13 protein-coding genes and 1 tRNA gene are annotated in these 19,870 nt (G+C 67.1%); 12 read left to right on the top strand and 2 right to left on the bottom strand.

Going from position 1 to position 19,870, the window contains the following annotated elements:
- Positions 1-66: 66 nt before the first annotated feature.
- The 3 genes from fdh to nrfD are packed head-to-tail and all read left to right on the top strand — an operon-like array spanning position 67 to position 5,444.
- The gene (fdh, locus tag AC5RVD_RS09390) at positions 67-3,366 is read left to right on the top strand and encodes a formate dehydrogenase (RefSeq protein WP_494126787.1); all 3,300 of its coding nucleotides are present in this window, start codon (positions 67-69) and stop codon (positions 3,364-3,366) included.
- On the top strand, positions 3,367-4,365 hold the full coding sequence (locus AC5RVD_RS09385; protein ID WP_494126786.1) for a 4Fe-4S dicluster domain-containing protein: 999 nt from the start codon (positions 3,367-3,369) through the stop codon (positions 4,363-4,365).
- The gene (gene nrfD, locus AC5RVD_RS09380; RefSeq protein ID WP_494126785.1) at positions 4,362-5,444 is read left to right on the top strand and encodes an NrfD/PsrC family molybdoenzyme membrane anchor subunit; all 1,083 of its coding nucleotides are present in this window, start codon (positions 4,362-4,364) and stop codon (positions 5,442-5,444) included. Before AC5RVD_RS09385 ends, nrfD begins: the two co-directional genes overlap by 4 nt.
- A gap of 17 nt (positions 5,445-5,461) precedes the next feature.
- On the opposite strand, the gene selD is transcribed toward nrfD, so the two are convergent.
- Positions 5,462-6,475, bottom strand: coding sequence for a selenide, water dikinase SelD (selD, locus tag AC5RVD_RS09375; protein WP_494126784.1), 1,014 nt, complete (start codon positions 6,473-6,475; stop codon positions 5,462-5,464).
- A 42-nt stretch (positions 6,476-6,517) separates the two neighbouring features.
- Between selD and AC5RVD_RS09370 the strand changes: the two genes are divergently transcribed.
- The 6 genes from AC5RVD_RS09370 (at position 6,518) to AC5RVD_RS09345 (ending at position 14,733) form a co-directional block, all read left to right on the top strand.
- Positions 6,518-6,612: transfer RNA gene (locus AC5RVD_RS09370), tRNA-Sec, on the top strand.
- Between the two features lie 36 nt (positions 6,613-6,648).
- Complete coding sequence (selA, locus tag AC5RVD_RS09365; protein ID WP_494126783.1) at positions 6,649-7,980, top strand: L-seryl-tRNA(Sec) selenium transferase; 1,332 nt, start codon at positions 6,649-6,651, stop codon at positions 7,978-7,980.
- A gap of 1 nt (position 7,981) precedes the next feature.
- A complete protein-coding gene (selB, locus tag AC5RVD_RS09360) occupies positions 7,982-9,835 on the top strand; it encodes a selenocysteine-specific translation elongation factor (RefSeq protein WP_494126782.1) in 1,854 nt (617 codons plus the stop codon).
- 332 nt (positions 9,836-10,167) lie between these two features.
- On the top strand, positions 10,168-11,955 hold the full coding sequence (locus AC5RVD_RS09355; RefSeq protein ID WP_494126781.1) for an ABC transporter family substrate-binding protein: 1,788 nt from the start codon (positions 10,168-10,170) through the stop codon (positions 11,953-11,955).
- 211 nt (positions 11,956-12,166) lie between these two features.
- The gene (locus tag AC5RVD_RS09350; RefSeq protein WP_494126780.1) at positions 12,167-13,708 is read left to right on the top strand and encodes an ABC transporter permease; all 1,542 of its coding nucleotides are present in this window, start codon (positions 12,167-12,169) and stop codon (positions 13,706-13,708) included.
- Entirely contained in the window at positions 13,705-14,733 is a 1,029-nt protein-coding gene (locus AC5RVD_RS09345) for an ABC transporter permease (protein WP_494112978.1), read from the top strand. The genes AC5RVD_RS09350 and AC5RVD_RS09345 overlap by 4 nt, the downstream gene beginning before the upstream one ends.
- 40 nt (positions 14,734-14,773) lie before the next feature.
- Here AC5RVD_RS09345 and AC5RVD_RS09340 read toward each other — a convergent pair whose 3' ends face one another.
- Positions 14,774-15,397 carry a PH domain-containing protein gene (locus AC5RVD_RS09340; protein WP_494126779.1) on the bottom strand — a complete coding sequence of 208 codons (624 nt, stop codon included), beginning with the start codon at positions 15,395-15,397 and terminating at the stop codon, positions 14,774-14,776.
- A gap of 80 nt (positions 15,398-15,477) precedes the next feature.
- Here AC5RVD_RS09340 and AC5RVD_RS09335 point away from each other — a divergent pair, with 80 nt between their 5' ends.
- The 3 genes from AC5RVD_RS09335 (at position 15,478) to AC5RVD_RS09325 (ending at position 19,865) form a co-directional block, all read left to right on the top strand.
- Entirely contained in the window at positions 15,478-17,298 is a 1,821-nt protein-coding gene (locus AC5RVD_RS09335; RefSeq protein WP_494126778.1) for an ABC transporter ATP-binding protein, read from the top strand.
- Positions 17,299-17,426: 128 nt separating this feature from the next.
- Positions 17,427-17,963 carry a hypothetical protein gene (locus AC5RVD_RS09330; protein WP_494126777.1) on the top strand — a complete coding sequence of 179 codons (537 nt, stop codon included), beginning with the start codon at positions 17,427-17,429 and terminating at the stop codon, positions 17,961-17,963.
- A gap of 255 nt (positions 17,964-18,218) precedes the next feature.
- Complete coding sequence (locus AC5RVD_RS09325) at positions 18,219-19,865, top strand: peptide ABC transporter substrate-binding protein (RefSeq protein ID WP_494112982.1); 1,647 nt, start codon at positions 18,219-18,221, stop codon at positions 19,863-19,865.
- The last annotated feature ends 5 nt before the right edge of the window (positions 19,866-19,870 follow it).

Below are 19,870 nucleotides of genomic sequence, written 5' to 3'. Positions count from 1 at the left end.
GGTGACCGCCGTCCTCCGGCGTCGTTTCCCCTGTTGTCCGTGAAATCGATGGGCTAGGGTGGGCCCATGTCGCGGTTCAGCTTCCTGGAGTGGCCGGTTGTACGGCAGCTTCGCACGAGTGATTCACTCGGGCGGGGCGAGGCCGTGACATCGCGGCGGACCCGTGAGATCGCTCCCCGGACGTCCACCGCCGACCGCGTCGTGCAAAGCGTGTGTCCCTACTGCGCGGTGGGGTGCGGCCAGCGTGTGTTCGTCAAGGACGAAAAGGTTGTCCAGATCGAGGGCGACCCGGATTCACCGATCTCCCGAGGCCGGCTCTGCCCCAAAGGATCCGCCAGCGAGCAACTGGTCAACGCGCCCGGCCGGCAGACGAAAGTGCTCTACCGGGCTCCATATGCCAAGGACTGGAAGCACCTGGACCTGGACACTGCCATCGAGATGGTGGCCGACAGGTTCCTCGAAGCACGCCGGAACACCTGGCAGCAGAACGATGAGCACGGCCGGCCGCTGCGCCGGACCATGGGGATCGCCGGGCTCGGCGGGGCAACCCTGGATAACGAAGAGAACTATCTGATCAAGAAGCTCTTCACCGCAGCGGGCGCCATCCAGCTCGAGAACCAAGCACGCATTTGACACTCCGCAACGGTTCCCAGTTTGGGAACCTCGTTTGGACGCGGCGGCGCGACGCAATCGCTGCAGGACATGGCCAACGCCGACTGCATTGTCATTCAGGGCTCCAACATGGCCGAATGCCATCCCGTGGGCTACCAGTGGGTGACGGAAGCCAAGGCCCGCGGCGCGAAGGTCATCCACGTGGATCCGCGGTTCACCCGCACGAGCGCGGTGGCGGACCGGCACGTGCCCATCCGGGCCGGCTCGGACATCGTGCTTCTGGGCGCCCTGATCAATTACGTGATCAGCAACGATTTGTGGTTCGAAGACTACGTTCGTGCCTATACCAATGCGGCCACCCTGGTGAACAAAGACTTCCGTGACACCGAGGACCTGGACGGGCTGTTCTCCGGATTCGATCCCGAAACGGGCCAGTACGACCTCGCGTCCTGGGCCTACGAACGGAAGTCGGAAGCAGGAGAATCCGGCGGCTACGAACACGGCGCCGACACCTCGGAACGGGCAGCAGGGCACCAGTACGGCAGCGGAGGGCCGACCCTGGCCCACCCTGATTTCGAGCAGGACCCCACGCTCGAGCACCCGCGGTCGGTGTTCCAGATCCTGAAACGGCACTATGCGCGCTACACCCCGGAGATGGTCCGGGATGCCTGCGGCATCTCCCTGGAGGATTTCGACTACCTGGCGCGGGCAGTGACGGAGAACTCCGGCCGCGAACGGACCACGTGCTTCGCGTATTCCGTCGGCTGGACCCAGCACACCGTGGGCGCGCAGTACATCCGGACCGCCGCGATCCTGCAGCTCCTGCTGGGCAACATGGGGCGGCCGGGCGGGGGAATCATGGCGCTGCGCGGCCATGCCAGCATCCAAGGCTCCACCGACATCCCCACCCTGTTCAACCTGTTGCCCGGCTACCTCCCCATGCCGATGGCCGAGCTGGAGACGTTGCAGGATTACCTCGGCGCCATCGCGTCGCCGGACCAAAAGGGCTACTGGGCCGACGCCGATGCCTACACCATCAGCCTGCTCAAGGCCTGGTGGGGCGACGCGGCCCACGAGGACTCGGACTGGGGCTACGGCTACCTTCCGCGCATCAACGGCCCGCACGGGACCTACCAGACCGTCATGGGCATGCTCGACGACAAAGTCGAGGGCTACTTCCTCTTCGGCCAGAACCCGGCGGTCGGATCCGCCAACGGCCGCATGCAGCGTCTTGGCATGTCCCACCTGAAATGGCTGGTGGTGCGCGATTTGAACCTCATTGAATCGGCGACGTGGTGGAAGGACGGTCCCGAGATCGCCACGGGCGAGCTGCGGACCGAGGACATCGGCACCGAAGTCTTCTTTCTGCCGGCGGCCACCCATGTGGAAAAGGCCGGAACCTTCACGCAGACCCAGCGGCTGCTGCAGTGGCGGCACCAGGCGATCCAGCCGCCGGGAGACTGCCAGAGCGAGCTGCACTTCTTCTACGAGCTGGGCAAACGCCTCCGGGCAAAGCTGGCGGATTCGACCGATGAACGGGACCGGCCGCTGCTGGACTTGACGTGGGACTATCCCACCGACGAACACGGCGACCCCGAAGCTGAGGCGGTACTCGCCGAAATCAACGGCCGGCACCTCACCGGCCCCCGGGCCGGTGAGCCCCTCTCGTCGTACACGGAGATGCGACCCGATGGCTCGACCGCGGGCGGATGCTGGATCTATACGGGTGTGTACGCCGACGGCATCAACCACGCGGCCGACCGCAAGCCCGGGCACGAACAAGGCCCGGTCGCCGCCGAGTGGGGATGGGCATGGCCGGCAAACCGGCGGATTCTCTACAACCGCGCATCGGCGGACCCCGACGGCAAGCCCTGGAGCGAGCGCAAGAAGTACATCTGGTGGGACCGGGAACAGAACCGGTGGACCGGGGAGGACGTCCCCGACTTCCCGCTGGACCGCGCTCCCGGAAGCAGACCGGATCCAACGGCTGGCGGCGCCGCCGCGCTGGCGGGAGACGACCCCTTCATCATGCAGGCCGACGGCAAGGGGTGGCTGTTCGCCCCGAAGGGAATGGTGGACGGGCCGTTGCCGACCCACTACGAGCCGCAGGAGTCTCCGGTTGCCAACCCGCTCTACCGGCAGCAGCAAAACCCGGCCAGGATCACCTTCCCCCGCGCAGACAATCTCAGTGCGCCGAGCGCCAATGTGCGGGGTTCGGACATCTACCCTTACGTGTTCACCACGTACCGGTTGACGGAGCACCACACGGCCGGTGGGATGAGCCGGTGGCTGCCGTACCTCTCGGAGCTGCAACCGGAGATGTTCTGCGAAGTGTCGCCGGAGTTGGCGGCCGAACGGGGACTGGAACCCTACGGTTGGGCGACGATCGTCTCACCACGGGCAGCCATCGAGGCCAAGGTCCTCGTGACCGAACGGATGAAGCCGCTGGTCGTGGGCGGGCGCACCGTGCACCAGATCGGGGTGCCCTACCACTGGGGCGTCGGACAGGAGGCGGTCATCAGCGGGGACGCAGCCAACGATCTGCTGGGTGTGACACTCGACCCGAATGTGCAGATCCAGGAATCCAAGGTCGGATCCTGCGACATCCTCCCGGGCCGGCGGCCACAGGGTCCGGAACTGCTCTCCATGGTCGCCGACTACCAGGCCCGCGCCGGGGTGACGCCCGGGACCGGCAGTGACAAGATCACCGACCCCGGGCATGTCTCGGGTGACGACACGACGAGGGAAGGCTAAATGAAACGGCTGACCGAAGCGCCCGGCCATCTTGCGCACAGCGGACACCCGCGAAAGGGCTTCTTCACGGACACCTCGATCTGCATCGGCTGCAAGGCCTGCGAGGTGGCGTGCAAGGAATGGAACCGCAATCCCGCCGACCCGCAGCACGAGCTGCTGCAATCGTCCTACGACAACACCGGCGCGCTGGGAGCCGACACGTGGCGCCATGTCGCCTTCGTCGAGCAGGACCGCGGGCGGATCGAACAGGCACGCGACTCCGGACGCGCCCTCGTCAGCCTCGGCATGCCCGGTATCGGACCGCCGGGAAGCCCGGATGCAGTAGCGAAGCCATCCGGCGTGGATACGACGCCCCCCGATACGCCCGATTTTCGCTGGCTGATGTCCTCGGATGTGTGCAAGCACTGCACCAACGCCGGCTGCCTGGATGTGTGCCCCACCGGTGCGCTGTTCCGCACAGAGCACGGCACGGTGGTGGTGCAGGACGACGTCTGCAACGGCTGCGGCACCTGCGTGGCAGGGTGCCCGTTTGGCGTGATCGAACGGCGCAGCGACGGCACGGCAGGACCGAAGACACAGCGTGACTTCACCCCGGGCCAACAGGCCCCGACCCGCAACCTCGGCGTCGCCCAGAAATGCACGCTGTGCTATGACCGGCTCACCGACGGGCAGACGCCCGCCTGCGCCCAGGCCTGCCCCACGACGTCGATCAAGTACGGCGAGCGCGAGGAATTGGTGGCCACCGCGAAGCAGCGTGTTGCCGAACTGCACTCGCAGGGGCTGACCGAGGCACGCCTCTACGGGGCCAACGATTCCGACGGCGTCGGCGGCACCGGTTCGGTGTTCCTGTTGCTTGACGAACCCGAGGTGTACGGACTGCCGCCGGACCCGCGGGTGCCCACGGCGGACCTGCCGCGCATGTTCAAGCGGGCGGGCATCGCCGCGGCCGGCATGCTGGCGGCGGCCGCGGCCGCCTTCCTGACGGGAGGCCGCGCGTGACCGTCTCCGACTTCGACAGCTACCGCCCGCCCGAACCGCCGCGCCTGGCCCGACGCGGCGGCAAGCGGCGCCGCGCCGGAACCGGGGACGGCTCGGGCGAGATGCCGGTGGTTCCGGAGGCAGAGTTCGCCTCCTACTACGGCCGGCCCGTGGTCAAGCCGCCGCCTTGGGGAGACCCGATAGCCATCTACCTCTTCCTGGGCGGCGTGGCCGGCGGCTCGGCGCTGCTCGGACTCGGCGGGCAGCTGACTGGCAGGCGTGCGCTGTGCCGCAACAGCCGCCTGTCCGCCCTCACGGCAGTCGGGCTCGGTGCCGCCGCGCTGGTCGAAGACCTGGGCCGGCCCGAGCGGTTCCTCAACATGCTGCGCACCATCAAGCCCACCTCGCCCATGAGCCTGGGCTCCTGGATCCTTGCCGCGTTCAGCGCTGGTGCCGGGATCTCGGCTGCTTCCGAGATCGACCGCCTGACCGGCTCCCGGCTTCCGCTGGGGCCGCTACGCCCGGTGCTGCGCGCGCTTGAGGGGCCGGCGGGCGCAGAGGCCGCGCTCTTCGCGGCACCGCTCTCCGCATACACCGCTGTTCTCCTGTCGGACACCGCGAACCCGACCTGGAACGCGGGGCGTGACAACCTGCCCTTCGTCTTCGTCAGTTCCGCGAGCCTGGCCGCGGCCGGTCTGGCCATGATCACGACCCCCGTCGACGAAGCCGGGCCCGCCCGGGCGCTCGCGGTCCTCGGCGTGGCCGGTGATGTGATCGCCACCCGGGCCTTGGAGAACGGCATGGACCCGGTGGAAGCCGAACCCCTCCGCGAGGGTGCTCCCGGGCAAATGCTCAAGTGGAGCCAGCGGCTGGCCGTCGCCGCCGGTGTCGGGGTGCTCGCCGGTGGCAGAAACAGGCTGACGGCGGCGGCCTGCGGCACGGCGCTGCTGACCGCCTCGGCGCTGACGCGGTTCGGCATCCTGCGCGCCGGCATCCGCTCGACCGAGGACCCCCGCTACACGATCGAACCGCAGAGAAAGCGGCTCGCGGCCCGGCGCCGCGCGGGCACCGTCCACGATTCGATCACGACCGCCGGATAAGCCGGCCGGCCGCGGGTCTAGCGCACCTCGATCCCGGACCCCGGAACGGTCTGCCCCACCACGGGGTGCCCGGGCAGTTCCCCGACCACGAGCAATCCCCCGGACGTCTGCGCGTCGGCCAGCAGCAGCAGGTCATCCTCCGTGATGCCTGCTCCCGGCCGCAGGTGCGGGCGGACCCATTCGAGGTTGCGCCGGGTGCCGCCGGAGATGTAGCAATCCCGCAGCGCCTCCCGTGCGCCGGCGATGAGCGGCACGGCCTTTCGATCGATGACTGCACCCACGCCGGACGCGCGGCACATCTTGTAGAGGTGGCCGAGGAGGCCGAACCCGGTGACGTCGGTCGCCGCGCGGACGCCGCCGCGCACGGCCGCGTCGGCGGCCTCCCGGTTCAGTTGGGTCATCACGGCGATTGCCTCGTCGAAGACCTCACCGGTCCTCTTGTGCCGGTTGTTGAGCAGACCGAGGCCGATCGGCTTGGTCAACGTAATGGGCAGCCCCGGCCGGGCCGCGTCATTGCGCAACAGCTTGCCGGGATCGGCGATGCCGGTCACCGCCATCCCGTACTTCGGTTCCGGGTCGTCCACCGAGTGCCCGCCCGTCACCGGACAGCCCGCCTCGGAAGCCAGTTCCAGCCCACCCCGCAGCACTTCGGTCAGCAACTCCAGCGGCAGTACGTCGCGCGGCCACCCGACCAGGTTGATCGCGCTGACCGGACGCCCGCCCATGGCATAGATGTCCGAGAGGGCGTTCGCCGCCGCGATCCGGCCCCAGTCATACGCGTCGTCGACCACGGGAGGGAAGAAGTCCGCCGTCGAGAGCACTGCGAGGTCCCCGCGGACCCGCACGGCCGATGCGTCGTCGCCGTCGTCGAGGCCCACCAGGACGTCGGGGTTGGTTTGGCCGGTCAGGCCGCGAACAACGTCCTCGAGCTCACCGGGCGGAATCTTGCAAGCGCACCCTCCGCCGTGCGCGTATCCCGTGAGCCGGACTGTTGCGGCGGATTCTTCTGCTACGCCGGTGATCCCGTTCATGGTCACAGCATAGGAGCGGCGGGCCGGTGTTACCATGCTCGTGGAGGCGTCCGGGTCCTGGTGGGCCCCCCGGTCTTCAAAACCGGTGAGGCCGAGTACCTCGGCCTGGCGGGTTCGATTCCCGTCCGCTTCCGCCAGCTGCTGCAGCTGAAGGTGACCCGGGAAGGAGGGCCGTGGGCCAGAACGACCCGCGCCGACGCATTCCGCGCACCGACCAGCTGCTCGCCCACCCGGAGCTTCGCCACGCCCGCGTCCGCCTCGGCGACGACGTCATCCGTTCCACCGTTCGGGACGTGCAGGAACAGGCGCGTCGCGGCGACCTTGCCCCGGAAGACGTCGAGGCGACGGTTCTGTCCGCCGTGGCAGCCCGGGCTGCCACCTCGTTGACGCCGGTGCTTAACGCCACCGGAGTCATCGTCCACACGAATTTGGGACGGGCTCCGCTCTCCGAATCCGCACGCCAGGCGGTGCTGTCGGCGACCGGTTATGTCGACGTCGAGCTGGATCTGCCCACCGGCGGGCGGTCCCGGCGCGGGGCAGGTGCCCGGAAGGCTTTGCTGGATGCCTGTCCGGCCGCCGAGGAGGCGCTGGTGGTCAACAACGGTGCCGCGGCCCTGGTACTGGCCACGACCGCCCTTGCCGGGTCCCGCGAAGTGGTCATCAGCCGCGGCGAGCTCGTCGAGATCGGCGCCGGTTTCAGGCTTCCCGAGCTGATCGAGTCGACCGGTGCCCGCCTGCGCGAAGTGGGCACGACCAATCGGACGCACCTGGAGGACTACGCTTCGGCGATCAGTGCGCAGACCGGATGCCTGCTCAAGGTGCACCCGAGCAATTTCCGGGTCAGCGGATTTACCGCGGACGTCGGCATCGGCCAGCTCCGGTCCCTGGCCGAAGAACACCAGGTCCCGTTGATAGTCGATCTGGGCAGCGGCCTGCTCCAGCCAGACCCGATGCTGCCCCAGGAGCCGGACATCTCCGGTGCGCTGGCCGCCGGTGCCGACGTCGTCATCGCCAGCGGTGACAAACTTTTGGGCGGCCCCCAGGCAGGACTGCTCTTGGGCCGTGCCGCAGTCATCACCCGCCTGGCCCGCCATCCGCTCGCGCGGGCGATGCGGGCGGACAAACTGACGCTGGCCGCGGTGGAAGCGACGATCACCGGAGAACAGACGCCGGTGTCAGCCGCCCTGCACGCCGATCCCGCAGGGCTGCGGCAGCGCACGGAGCGCTTGGCGGCCAGCGCCGGCGGTCGTGTGGTCGAGCACGACGGAAGGGTCGGTGGCGGGGGAGCGCCCGGGGTGCCGCTGCCCGGGTGGGCCGTCGAGCTGCCCGAACCGGCCGCCGGACGGCTGCGGACGGGCGACCCCGTTGTGTTGCCGCGGGTCCACCGCGGTGCCTGCCTGGTCGATCTTCGCTGCGTGCCCGAGGCCGACGACGAACGGCTGGCTGACGCCGTGCGCTCGGCTCTTGTGCACGTCGAAATCCAGCAGAGAACCACAGGCTCCTGACATGTTCGTGGTGGCCACCGCAGGACACGTCGACCACGGGAAGAGCACCCTCGTGCGCGCCCTCACCGGAATGGAGCCCGACCGTTGGGCCGAAGAACGCCGCCGCGGTTTGACCATCGACCTGGGTTTTGCCTGGACCGTGCTTCCGTCGGGCAGGGACGTGGCATTCGTGGACGTGCCCGGACACGAGCGGTTCCTTTCCAACATGCTGGCTGGTCTCGGTCCCGTCCCCGCGGTGTGTTTCGTCGTCGCCGTGGACGAAGGCTGGCAGGCCCAATCCAGCGACCATCGCGACGCAGTCGCGGCGTTGGGCATCAATCACGGGTTGGTGGTGCTGACCCGCAGCGACCGTGCCCCCGGCCGGGCCGACGAGGTCCTCGCTCGGGTGCGGGCGGAGCTGGCCGGCACCGGGCTGCACGACGCGCCTGCAGTTACCGTGTCCGCGGTTACCGGAACGGGCCTCGACGAGTTGCGCAAGGTGCTGGATACGACGCTGTCGTCAGTTCCCGCTCCGGACCCCTCAGGCCGGGTGCGCTTGTGGATCGACCGTTCCTTCACCGTCAGCGGTGCGGGAACAGTGGTCACCGGAACGCTGACAGCCGGATCGCTGGCCGTAGGCGACCGCTTGCAGCTCGCGGGCCACGGCAGCCTCCGGCCGGTGTCGGTGCGGGGCCTGCACAGCCGCAACGAAGCCTTTCCTTCCATCGGTCCAAGCAGCCGGGTCGGCGTCAATGTGCGCGGCATGGCCGCCGGCGACATCCGCCGCGGCGACGTCCTCCTGTCCGAAGACGCCTGGCTCCTCGTGGACAGCATCGATGTCCGCCGCACGATGGGTGCGGCGTTCCTCGACGGGCCGCGGCATCTGCTCGCCCACATCGGCACTGCGGCCGTGCCGTGCCGGCTGCGTCCGTTCAACGAGGAACACGCTCGCCTGACCCTCGAGCGGCAGCTCCCGCTGATGATCGGGGATCGCCTGGTGCTTCGGGCCGAAGGCAGCCGGTCGGTGCTGGCGGGCGTCCAAGTCCTCGACGTCGACCCGCCCGCGCTCGACCGCCGGGGGGACAGCACCAGGCGCGCCGAAAGCCTCGCGGCCATGCCTCCCGAGGGCGATGCGCTCATCGAGGTGGTCCGCCGGGGGGCTGTCCGGTTTGAAGACTTGCGCCGGATGGGTGTTTCCGCGCCCGGCAAGGTCCCCGACGACGTGCGGGCCTTTGGTCAGTGGTGGGTGCACGCACCCGTCTTCGACGCCTGGCAGCGGCGGCTTCGGGCCGCGGTGCTGGAGCTGGGGGAGCGGGACCCGCTGGCGTCCGGCCTGTCCCGCGGAGCGGCCCTGGACCTGCTCGGACCGGCAGGGCGTGCGGTCCTCGACGCGGCTATCCGGGAGGCGCGGCTGGAACAGGTCGGCGGCTACATCCGCCTCCCGGGCCGGCCTGGCGATCTCGGTGCCGCCGAAGCCGGGGTCAGCACGCTGGAGCACCGCCTCAGGTCCGAACCGTTCGCCGCCCCGGAAGCCCACGACCTGAGGGCTCTCGGTCTCGGGAACCGTGAACTGGCCGCCGCCGAACGCAGCGGGCGCCTGCTCCGGTTTGCCGGCGGGGTTGTGCTGCTCCCGCACGCACCCGCCCTGGCGATGCGGGAATTGGCCCGCCTGCCCCAGCCCTTCACGGCCAGCGAGGCACGCCGTGCCCTGGGCACGACCAGACGTGTGGCCATCCCGCTGCTCGAACACCTCGACGCACGGGGCTGGACCCGGCGGCTCGACTCCGGCCAACGCACCCTCGTGCAGCGCGCCCACGCGACAGGAGAAGGCAGCCAGGGCGACGACGGCGGACACAAATCAGTTAGCGGCCGATAACTGAAACTTGTCTCAGGCAACCGTTTTCCAGAGGCGCCGGAACCCTGCAACAGGCCGAGAACCCCGTGAATCCGGGCATCCGGCTGTTTGCGTCCGGGCCGGGCCGGAGTTTTCTCCCTGTGGCGGCCCGTGGCTTTAAGGTTGCATCTCGGTAACAACCGGATATGAAGCGAAGTTTTTATACCCAACCCGGGGGGTTCCGGTTTACGCTCTATTGCGTGTGAGACATGCCACGTTCGGCGGGAAGCTCCTTGAACTTCAGGCGACGCGGTCTATGTCCGTCCCCTGCAGCACTGCAGGGGGCCTTCCAAAGACAGAAACAAGGAGGCGGAATGCGTTTCGGACGTACTTCCAAAGCTATCGGGGTCGCGGCTGTTGCAGCCCTGGCCCTGAGCGCCTGCGCGAATTCGGGTGGCGGAAACTCCCCCGAAGGCACAGGCGATTCCACCGCGGCTGGAGCCGGTGGTTCCATCAGCGTCGCTGAAGTCAACGCCTTCAGCTCCTTCAACTCGGACACGGCCGTCGGCAACGTCGATATCAACTCGAAGATCTCGTACCTGACCCATGCGGACTTCAACTACATCGACAACGAACTCAACGTGGTCAAGAACGAAGAATTCGGCACCTACGAGAAGGTCAGCGAAGACCCGCTGACCATTAAGTACACGGTTAACGAGGGCGTCGCCTGGTCGGACGGCAACCCGGTCGACGCCGGCGACCTGCTGCTGGCCTGGGCCGTCTACTCCGGCCATTTTGACGATGCCACCTACAACGACGAGGGTGAAGTCGACAAGGGCACCGCCTACTTCTCCTACGCCGGCGACACCTCCGGCCTGGGCCTGACCGACAAGCCCGAAATCAGCGACGACGGCCGCTCCATCACGCTGAAGTACTCCAAGCCGTTCGCCGACTGGGAGATCTCCTACGGGGTCCTGGACAGCCCGGCCCACGTGGTGGCCGAGAAGGCCGGACTGGCGGACGAGCAGGCCCTGGTCGACCTGATCACCGAGAGCCCCAAGGGCAACCCGGACAAGCCGGCCGAGAACGAAGAACTGAAGGCCGTTGCCGATTTCTGGAATACCGGTTTCGACAGCAAGACCCTTCCGTCGGATGCCAGCCTCTACCTCTCCACCGGCCCGTTCATCGTGGACAGCATCACTCCTGATCAGTCCATGACCCTGGTCCGCAACGAGGCCTACGAATTCGGCCCGATGCCGAACGTGGAGGAGATCACCATCCGCTACATCGGTGCCGCTCCGGACCAGGTCCAGGCGCTGAAGAACGGTGAAGTGGACATCATCGCCCCGCAGGCCTCCGCGGACACCGTGGAACTGCTCGAAGGCCTGGACGGCGTGACCGTCAACCGCGGCGAGCAGCTCTCCTACGACCACATCGACCTGAACTTCTCGGGCGTCTTCGAGGAGGCCAACGTCCGCGAGGCGTTCATGAAGGCCGTGCCGCGCAAGGCCATCGTTGACCGCCTGATGGCTCCGCTGGATCCGGAGGCGACGCCGCTGGATTCGCAGTTCTTCGTGCCCGCTCAGGCCGGCTACGAGGACTCTGCCGCCAACAACGGCTCCGAGAACTACCAGGAAGCCGACATCGAGGGTGCCAAGGAGCTGCTGGCCGGCGCCACCCCCGAGGTTCGGATCATGTACAACAAGGACAACCCCAACCGTGTGGACGCCTTCACGCTGATCGAGGAATCCGCATCCAAGGCCGGCTTCAAGATCGTCGACGGCGGCTTGGGCGGCTCGGACTGGGGCTCCGCCCTGGGCGGCGGGACCTACGATGCCACCATCTTCGGCTGGATCTCTCCGGGCGTGGGCGTCAGCGGCGTGCCGCAGATCTTCCGCTCCGGTGCCGACTCCAACTACAACGGTTTCTCGAGCAAGGAAGCCGACGCCCTGATGGACGAGTTGATCGTCACCACGGAACCGGCGAAGCAGGACGAGCTCATCAAGCAGATCGACAAGATCGTCTGGGACTCGTTCTACGGCCTGCCGCTGTTCCAGCCGGTCGGCATCGATGCCTACAACAGCGACCGGATCGACGGTGTGAAGTACATGCCGAACCAGACCGGCGTCTGGTGGAATTTCTGGGAGTGGAAGGTTAAGTAACCGCCCCGCCTGTTCCTCGGCAGAAAACATGCAAGGCGTCGGGACCTTGAGCACCACGGTCCCGGCGCCTTGCGGCATTTAGCACCGACTTTTCCCGCATAAGTGATTGGGATTTCCCAAATTCCGCTCGTGTGTAACCTGCATTACACTCACTGTGAAAATGCCGGATCCACAAGATCCGCAAACACATATCAACGAGGTTGAAAACGCTATGGTGACCTACATTGTGCGGCGGTTATTCACCGCCGTGCTCATTCTCTTAGGTGCCTCCTTCCTGGTCTATCAGCTGACAGCGCTGTCGGGTGATCCCCTGCATGACCTCCGGGAGAGTAATGCCGCGAACAAGGAACAGCTCATGCAGCAGCGCATTGCGCTGCTCGACCTGGGGACGCCGGCGCCCATCCGGTACTTCGGCTGGCTGGTCGGCGCCGCCAAGTGCGTCGTCCCGTTCGTGGCGCAGTGCGACCTGGGCTATGCCGTCAACGGCCAGCCGGTCACCGTCGAACTGGGCCGGGCCATGGGCATGACCATTCTGCTGGTCACGGCGGCAACAGTCCTCGCCATCGTCATTGGTGTTTCCCTGGGCATTGTTTCGGCACTGCGGCAATACAGCGCCTTGGATTACGGCATTACCTTCATGGCGTTCCTATTTTTTTCACTTCCCGTTTTCTGGGTAGCCGTCCTGCTGAAAGAATTCGGTGCCATCGGATTCAATAACTTCCTGAAGGACCCCGACATACCGCTGCAATCCATCCTCATCATCGGATTGGTCAGTGCGGTCGTATGGTTCGTCTGCGCGAACGGCAGCTACAAGCGGAAACTGGGCGCCGCCGGAATTGGGTTCCTGCTGGCCGCCGCGGTGTTCTGGGGGCTGTCGGTCACCCAGTGGTTCAAGACTCCCGGACTCGGGCTGGTGGTGATCGCCATCAGCGGCGCCGGCATCGCCTTCGGCATCACCATGCTGGCCGCGGGCCTGAAGAACCGCAAGGCCCTCTACTCGGCGCTGATCACCGTGGGCATCGGCGTCATCATCTACTTCCCGATCCAGCCGCTGCTGGCCCAGGCCACCGGGCTGATGATCTTCCTGCTGGCCCTTGCCACCGTCCTGGTAGGACTCGCGGTCGGGTGGTTGATGGGCGGTTACGACCGCCGCCAGAGCATGAACGCCGCGGCGATAACCGCCTTCCTCGTCGGATGCCTCATCGCGCTCGACCGCTACATGCAGGCATGGCCCACCTACTTCACCAACGGGCGCGTCAACCAGCGGCCCATCGCCACCATCGGCTCGGAAACGCCGAACCTCAAGGGTGACTACTGGATCCACGGCCTTGACACCTTCACGCACCTGCTGCTGCCCACCATCGCGCTGCTGCTGATTTCGCTGGCGTCCTACAGCCGCTACTCGCGGTCCTCGATGCTGGAGATCATGAACATGGACTACATCCGCACCGCCCGGGCCAAGGGCCTGGGCGAGCGCACCGTGGTCATGCGCCATGCGTTCCGGAACGCGCTGATCCCGATCGCCACGATCGTCGCCTTCGATATCGGCGGGCTGATCGGCGGCGCAGTGATTACCGAGCAGGTGTTCGCCTTCGCCGGCATGGGCCAGCTGTTCATTCAGGCGCTGCAAAGGGTCGACCCGAATCCGGTGATGGGTGTCTTCCTCATCACGGGCATCCTGGCACTGGCCTTCAACCTTGTCGCGGACCTGGTCTACTCCGCGCTTGATCCGCGAGTGAGGGTAAAGGCATGAGCACCACAGCAACGAAACCCGTCGCAGCCACCAACGAGAATAAGGCCGGCCTCAGCCAAGGCCAGATCGTCCGCAGGCGCTTCATTGGCAATACCGCCGCCGTCATCAGCCTCGTGGTCTTCGGCCTGATCCTGCTGGTCGCCTATTCCTCCAGCGGGATGTTCGGCCTGCCGGGCTGGTGGAAGTACACCCACAACGGGGTCAACGACATGGTGAACGGGGGAGCGCCCACCCTGCAGGTGTTCCCGTTCAGCCTGGGCGAACATCCGTTCGGACAGGACCGCCTGGGGCGCGATACGTTCGCCCAAACCATGCGCGGCGTGCAGATCTCCGTGGCCGTGATGTTCATCATCGGCCTCGTGGGCGGCGTCATCGGCGTGGTGGTCGGCGCGCTGTCCGGTTACTTCCGCGGCTGGGTCGAAGCCGTGCTGATGCGGCTGACCGACGTCGTCATCGTGATCCCGCTGATCATCATCGCTGCGGTGCTCGGCCAGGTCGCCGGGCGGGCCGTCGGGGCGAACGTCCAGCCTTACTTCCTGGGCCTCTTCGTGGGAGCCGTGGTGTGGACCGGTCTGGCACGGTTGGTGCGCGCCGAGTTCCTGTCCCTGCGCGAGCGCGAATTCGTCGATGCCGCACGGATCGCCGGCGCGTCCAGCGCACGCATCATCTTCAAGCACATCCTGCCCAACGCCGTGGGCGTCATCATCGTCTCCGTGACCCTGAGCATGTCGGCGGCGATCCTGCTGGAGACCAGCCTGTCCTACATCGGCATGGGCGTGAAGGCACCGGACGTGTCGTTGGGCTCGCTGATCAGCCAAAACCAGGAAGCGTTCCAGACCCGTCCGTGGCTGTTCTGGTGGCCGGGCATGTTCATCGTGGCCATCTGCCTGTGCATCAACTTCATCGGCGACGGACTCCGTGACGCGTTCGACCCGCGGCAGAAAAAGTTCAATGCCAAGCGGGCGAAGGCGGCGGCGGTTTCCGCGCACCCCGAGACCGGAACCACCGCGACGACGGGTGTCTAGGATGGGCACCCGTCGCCTTCCCGGCCACTTGGGGCCCGGCTCAGCGGGCCAGCGTCACGACGCTGAGCACCGCGAGCACCGTCCCGACGGCGAGCACCGCCCAGTTCGGCGTCCGTCCCACCGGGACGTTGTCGGCATCTCCGATGCTGATGCGGCCCGCAGCCAGAAGCTCCGCCCAGCGTTTGCGCACGTAGTACGCGGCTGCCCCGGAATCGGTGTTGGCGAGATCGCCCGGCCGGACCGACTGCGCCGGCCCGTAGGTGGTCTCCGGAAGCCCTTGGACGTGGTCGGCGCGTGCGCGGTGGACGCCGAACATGCCGGGAGCCGGCGCGGCCCACGAGGTGTACTTCCCCCGCGGGGTGACCAGGGTCAGCGCATACTTGGTGTCGACCGTCGCCAGTGCTGCCCAGGGCACGGAGGCAGTGCGCACCGGGTTGCGCAGCACCACGCCGTCGTCGCCAATCACGACGGCGGGATACCAGGCCAGCCACCAGGTCAGATAGGCGATAGTGAGCAGCGGCCAGGAGACGAGCAGGCTGCCCGGGCCGTGCGTGAGCACCGAGGACGCCAGGCTGACCGCCACGATCGCCCAGACGATACCCGTGAACCAGGTCGCGGAGCGCGGACGGAAGACCTTGGAGCCGGCGGCAGCAGACGTTGTCATGACCCCATAGTTTCAGGCCCGGGTACCAGTTCTCCACTAGCATCAACCAACTGCGACAGGTTGGAAGGGAAAGACCAGCTATGACTGAAATCATCGATCCGACGCTGCCGGCAGGAGATCTGGAGACGGCCGGCGGCGCAGCACCCGTCCTGGAGGTCACCAACCTCAGCGTGGACTTCGGCGTGGACAAGGAGTGGGTGCCCGCCGCCATCAACCTCAGCTATGACGTCAAGGCAGGCGAAGTCCTGGCCATTGTGGGCGAATCCGGTTCCGGCAAGAGCGCCAGCTCCATGGCGCTGCTGGGCCTGCTGCCGTCCAACAGCCGCGTCACGGGGAGCGTCAAGCTCAACGGGCGCGAGATCCTGGGCCTCAGCAGCGCGAAGCTCCGGCAGGTGCGCGGCAACGACGTCGCCGTCATTTTCCAGGAACCGATGACGGCGATGAACCCCGTGTACACGATCGGGTTCCAGATCGTGGAAACGCTGCGGCTGCACAACGCCATCTCGCCCGATGAGGCCCGGCAGCGGGCGCTGCGGCTGCTCGAGCTGGTCGAGCTGCCCGACCCGGAAAAGGCTTTCCGGTCTTATCCGCACCAGCTTTCGGGCGGCCAGCGTCAGCGCGCCATGATCGCCCAGTCGCTCTCCTGCGACCCCAAACTGCTGATCGCCGACGAGCCCACCACCGCCCTGGACGTCACCGTGCAGGCCGAGATCCTGGACCTGATGCGCAACCTGCGCAACAAGCTGGACAGCGCCATCGTGCTGATCACCCATGACATGGGCGTGGTGGCCGACCTGGCCGACAAGATCGCCGTGATGCGCCGCGGCCGCATCGTGGAGACCGGCACCGCGATGGAAATCTTCAACAACCCCCGGCACGAATACACGCAGGCCTTGTTGGCCGCCGTGCCCCACCTGGGCGGGCGTCCCGAGGACGGAACGGAAGTCGACCTCACGGCGGCGCTGGCCGCCGCGACCGGTGTCTCGTTGAGCATTGACGAGACCGAGCTGCAGCGGCGCGAACGCGAAAACGCCGAAGCCCTGGCGCAGGCACGCGATGAGTCGACCAAGGGCGACCCCGTGCTGCAGCTGACCAACGTGGCCATCGAATATCCCAAACAGGGCCGGGTGCCTGCCTTCCGCGCCGTGGAGGGGGCCAACCTGTCCATCTATCCCGGACAGGTGGTCGGCCTGGTCGGGGAATCCGGATCGGGCAAGACCACGATCGGCCGCGCCGCCGTCGGGCTGCTGCCGGTCGCGGAGGGCTCCCTGCGCGTGGTGGGCCACGAGATCGCCGGCGCCCGGCCCAAGCAGCTGCACGCGCTGCGCCGCCACGTGGGCATGGTGTTCCAGGACCCGTCGTCCTCGCTGAATCCCCGGCTGCCGATCGGCGAGAGCATCGGCGAACCGATGTACCTCGCCGGCGTCGCCAAGGGCGCCACGCTGCAGCGGAAGATCGAGGCGCTGCTGGACCAGGTGGAGCTGCCGCGCGCGTACCGCAACCGCTATCCGCACGAACTCTCCGGCGGCCAGAAGCAGCGCGTGGGCATTGCCAGGGCGCTCTCGCTGGAACCGAAGCTGATGGTGGCGGACGAGCCCACCTCCGCACTGGACGTGTCGGTCCAGGCCACGGTGCTGGACCTGTTCCAGAACCTGCAGCAGGAACTGGGCTTCGCCTGCCTGTTTGTCACCCACGACCTGGCCGTCATCGACGTGCTCGCCGACCGGATCTGCGTCATGCGCCACGGCCGGATCGTTGAGCAGGGCACCCGCGACGAGATCCTGCGCAACCCGCAGGAACTGTACACCCAGCGGCTGCTGGCGGCAGTACCGTTGCCCGATCCGGAGAAGCAGCGCGAGCGCCGCGAACTCCGCGCCCAGCTGCTCGCCGGCGGCGACTGACCCGCCATTCCGCCCTACATAGTGCCGGGCTCCCCGCCCATGATGAAATGGCGGCGGGGGCTCAGCCGCCCCTGGCCGGCGCGGTGCAACGACGGCGCGGCCGGCCATCGCGCAATCCAGGAGTGTTAGTGGTACGCAGCATGAACATCGAGGCGATCGAAAAGGGCATTGGCGTCAGCTGGTCCGAGGTGGAGGAGTTCTTGGCCGGCATCGGTGCCAAGGAACTGAGCCACAAGGACATCGCCGCTGCCTTGCACGAGGCGGGGCTCGCGGACGGTTGGTGGGCGCAAACGGCCACCGTCGCCTACGAACAGCAGATCGGCCGGCGCCAGCCCGGCCAGGACTGCGACGGGGAGTTCCAAACCTCGGTGAGCAAGACCGTCACCGGAAGCATGGACGAGGCGCGAAACAAGTGGGTTGCCGTGGTTGGCGGCGCGGAGGAATTCTCGGGCATCGCGGTCACCCGCGGGCCAGAGTTAAGCGACACCGCCAAGTGGCGGTACTGGCGCTGCGGCTTGGCCGACGGCTCCCGGGTCAGCGTGCATATCTACGAAAAGCCGTCAGGCAAGTCCTCGGTAGGCGTGCAGCATGAACGGCTCGAGTCGACCGAGCAGCTTGACCACTGGCGTGCCTACTGGAAGGCCAAGCTCGCCGAGCTCTCCTGAGAGGCCCGCGACCCGGGCCGTCGCCGGCGCCCCGCCGGGTACGTGGCCGTGTCCCCGACCGAAACCTCGGCAGCGGCCGCTTTTAGCATCCCTTTTCGGCAAATTGCAACCCAATTGGAAGCAAGGCCTGTTATCAGCGTCACAGTTGGCGCATATGCTGGTGCCACCTGAGCCCGCCCGGCTGCGAACCATGCCGGCGCGGACCGGTCCGGCGTCACAAGCCGCCGGATGGAGCACGGTACCTGAGGAGGCGGCATGCGTTTCGCTCGAACATCCCGACTGGTTGGACTGGCAGCCGCGGCAGCGCTCGCGGTGACGGCCTGCGGCGGTGGCGGTGGCGGAGGCGGTGGCACGGAGGGCGGCGGCGACGGCAACGCCGAAGCGGTGATCACGGCCAACAGCACGGAGCCGCAAAACCCGCTGGTCCCCACCAACACCAACGAGGTTGGCGGCGGCCGCGTGATAGACCTCATCTTCGAAGGCCTGATCAGCTACGATCCCGAGGGCAAACCGGTCAACGCGGTAGCGGAATCCATCGAGACCGAAGACTCGCAGAATTACACGATCACCCTGAAGCCGGACCAGACGTTCACCAACGGTGACCCGGTCACCTCCAGCTCCTTCGTGGACGCCTGGAACTACGGTGCCGCCGTCGAGAACGCCCAGCTGAGCGCCTATTTCTTCGAAAGCATCGAAGGATACGACGAGGTCAGCTCCGAGGGCGCGACCACGAAGGAGATGTCCGGGCTCAAGGTCGTCGATGACACGACCTTCAACGTGACGTTGAGACAGCCCGAATCGGACTGGCCGTTGCGCCTGGGCTACACGGCGTTCGCGCCGCTGCCGCCCGTGGCCTTCGAGGACATGGAGGCCTTCGGGGAGAACCCGGTCGGGAACGGACCCTACATGCTGGCCGGTGACGGCGCGTGGCAGCACGACGTGCAGATCGAACTGGTGCCGAACCCGGACTACCAGGGCACCCGGACCCCGCAGAACGGCGGGATCACGTTCAAGTTCTATTCGTCCTTTGAGGCGGCCTACCAGGACCTGCTCTCGGACAACCTGGACGTGCTCGACACCATCCCGCCGAGCGCGCTGGCAAACTTCAAGACCGACCTCGGCGAGGGCCGCTGGTTGGAGAAGCCCTATGCCGGCAACCAGACCATCGTCATTCCGCAGTACTTGGAAGAATGGACCGGCGAGGCCGGCCATCTGCGGCGCCAGGCCATCTCCATGGCGATCAACCGGGACGAGATCACCCAGGTGATCTTCCAGGGCGGGCGGCAGCCGGCCACCGAGTTCACGGCCCCCGTGCTCACGGGCTACAGCGAGAGCATCCCGGGCAACGAAGTGCTGCAGTACAACGAGGAGGAAGCCAAGCGGCTGTGGGCGGAAGCCGACAAGATCGAACCGTGGGGCGACAGGACGTTCACCATCGCTTCCAACGCCGACGGCGGCCACAAGGAATGGATCGAAGCAGTCGCTAACGGCCTGAAGAACGTGCTCGGCATAGACGCCCAGTTCGAGTCCTACGCCACCTTCCCCGAGCTCAGGACCAAGGTCACGGCAAAGGAGATGACCGGCGCCTCGCGTGCCGGCTGGCAGGCCGACTACCCGTCGCTGTACAACTTCCTCGGCCCGCTGTACGGCACCGGGGCTGGATCCAACGACGGCGACTACTCGAACAAGGAGTTCGACCAGAAGCTGCGCGAGGGGCTGGGGGCGGCCACGCCGGAAGAGGGCAACCAGATCTTCAACGAGGCGCAGGAGATCCTGATGGAGGACCTGCCTGTCGTCCCGTTGTGGTACCAGGTCCGGCAGGTCGGCTGGAGTTCCGTCGTGCAGGACGTGGACACCGCCTGGAACGGGGTGCCGATTTACCACCAGATCACCGGCAAGTGACCCCG

Source organism: Arthrobacter sp. THG-b23 (genome assembly GCF_059091265.1).
Note: the sequence above shows the minus strand (reverse complement) of the source record. Positions and strands in the feature narration are given on the sequence as shown.

Coding starts and splice junctions, on each gene's coding strand:
- AC5RVD_RS09385 (WP_494126786.1), top strand. CDS start 3,367: ATGAAACGGCTGACCGAAGCGCCCGGCCATCTTGCGCACAGCGGACAC.
- selD (WP_494126784.1), bottom strand. CDS start 6,475: ATGAACGGGATCACCGGCGTAGCAGAAGAATCCGCCGCAACAGTCCGG.
- selB (WP_494126782.1), top strand. CDS start 7,982: ATGTTCGTGGTGGCCACCGCAGGACACGTCGACCACGGGAAGAGCACC.
- AC5RVD_RS09355 (WP_494126781.1), top strand. CDS start 10,168: ATGCGTTTCGGACGTACTTCCAAAGCTATCGGGGTCGCGGCTGTTGCA.
- AC5RVD_RS09350 (WP_494126780.1), top strand. CDS start 12,167: ATGGTGACCTACATTGTGCGGCGGTTATTCACCGCCGTGCTCATTCTC.
- AC5RVD_RS09345 (WP_494112978.1), top strand. CDS start 13,705: ATGAGCACCACAGCAACGAAACCCGTCGCAGCCACCAACGAGAATAAG.
- AC5RVD_RS09340 (WP_494126779.1), bottom strand. CDS start 15,397: ATGACAACGTCTGCTGCCGCCGGCTCCAAGGTCTTCCGTCCGCGCTCC.
- AC5RVD_RS09335 (WP_494126778.1), top strand. CDS start 15,478: ATGACTGAAATCATCGATCCGACGCTGCCGGCAGGAGATCTGGAGACG.
- AC5RVD_RS09325 (WP_494112982.1), top strand. CDS start 18,219: ATGCGTTTCGCTCGAACATCCCGACTGGTTGGACTGGCAGCCGCGGCA.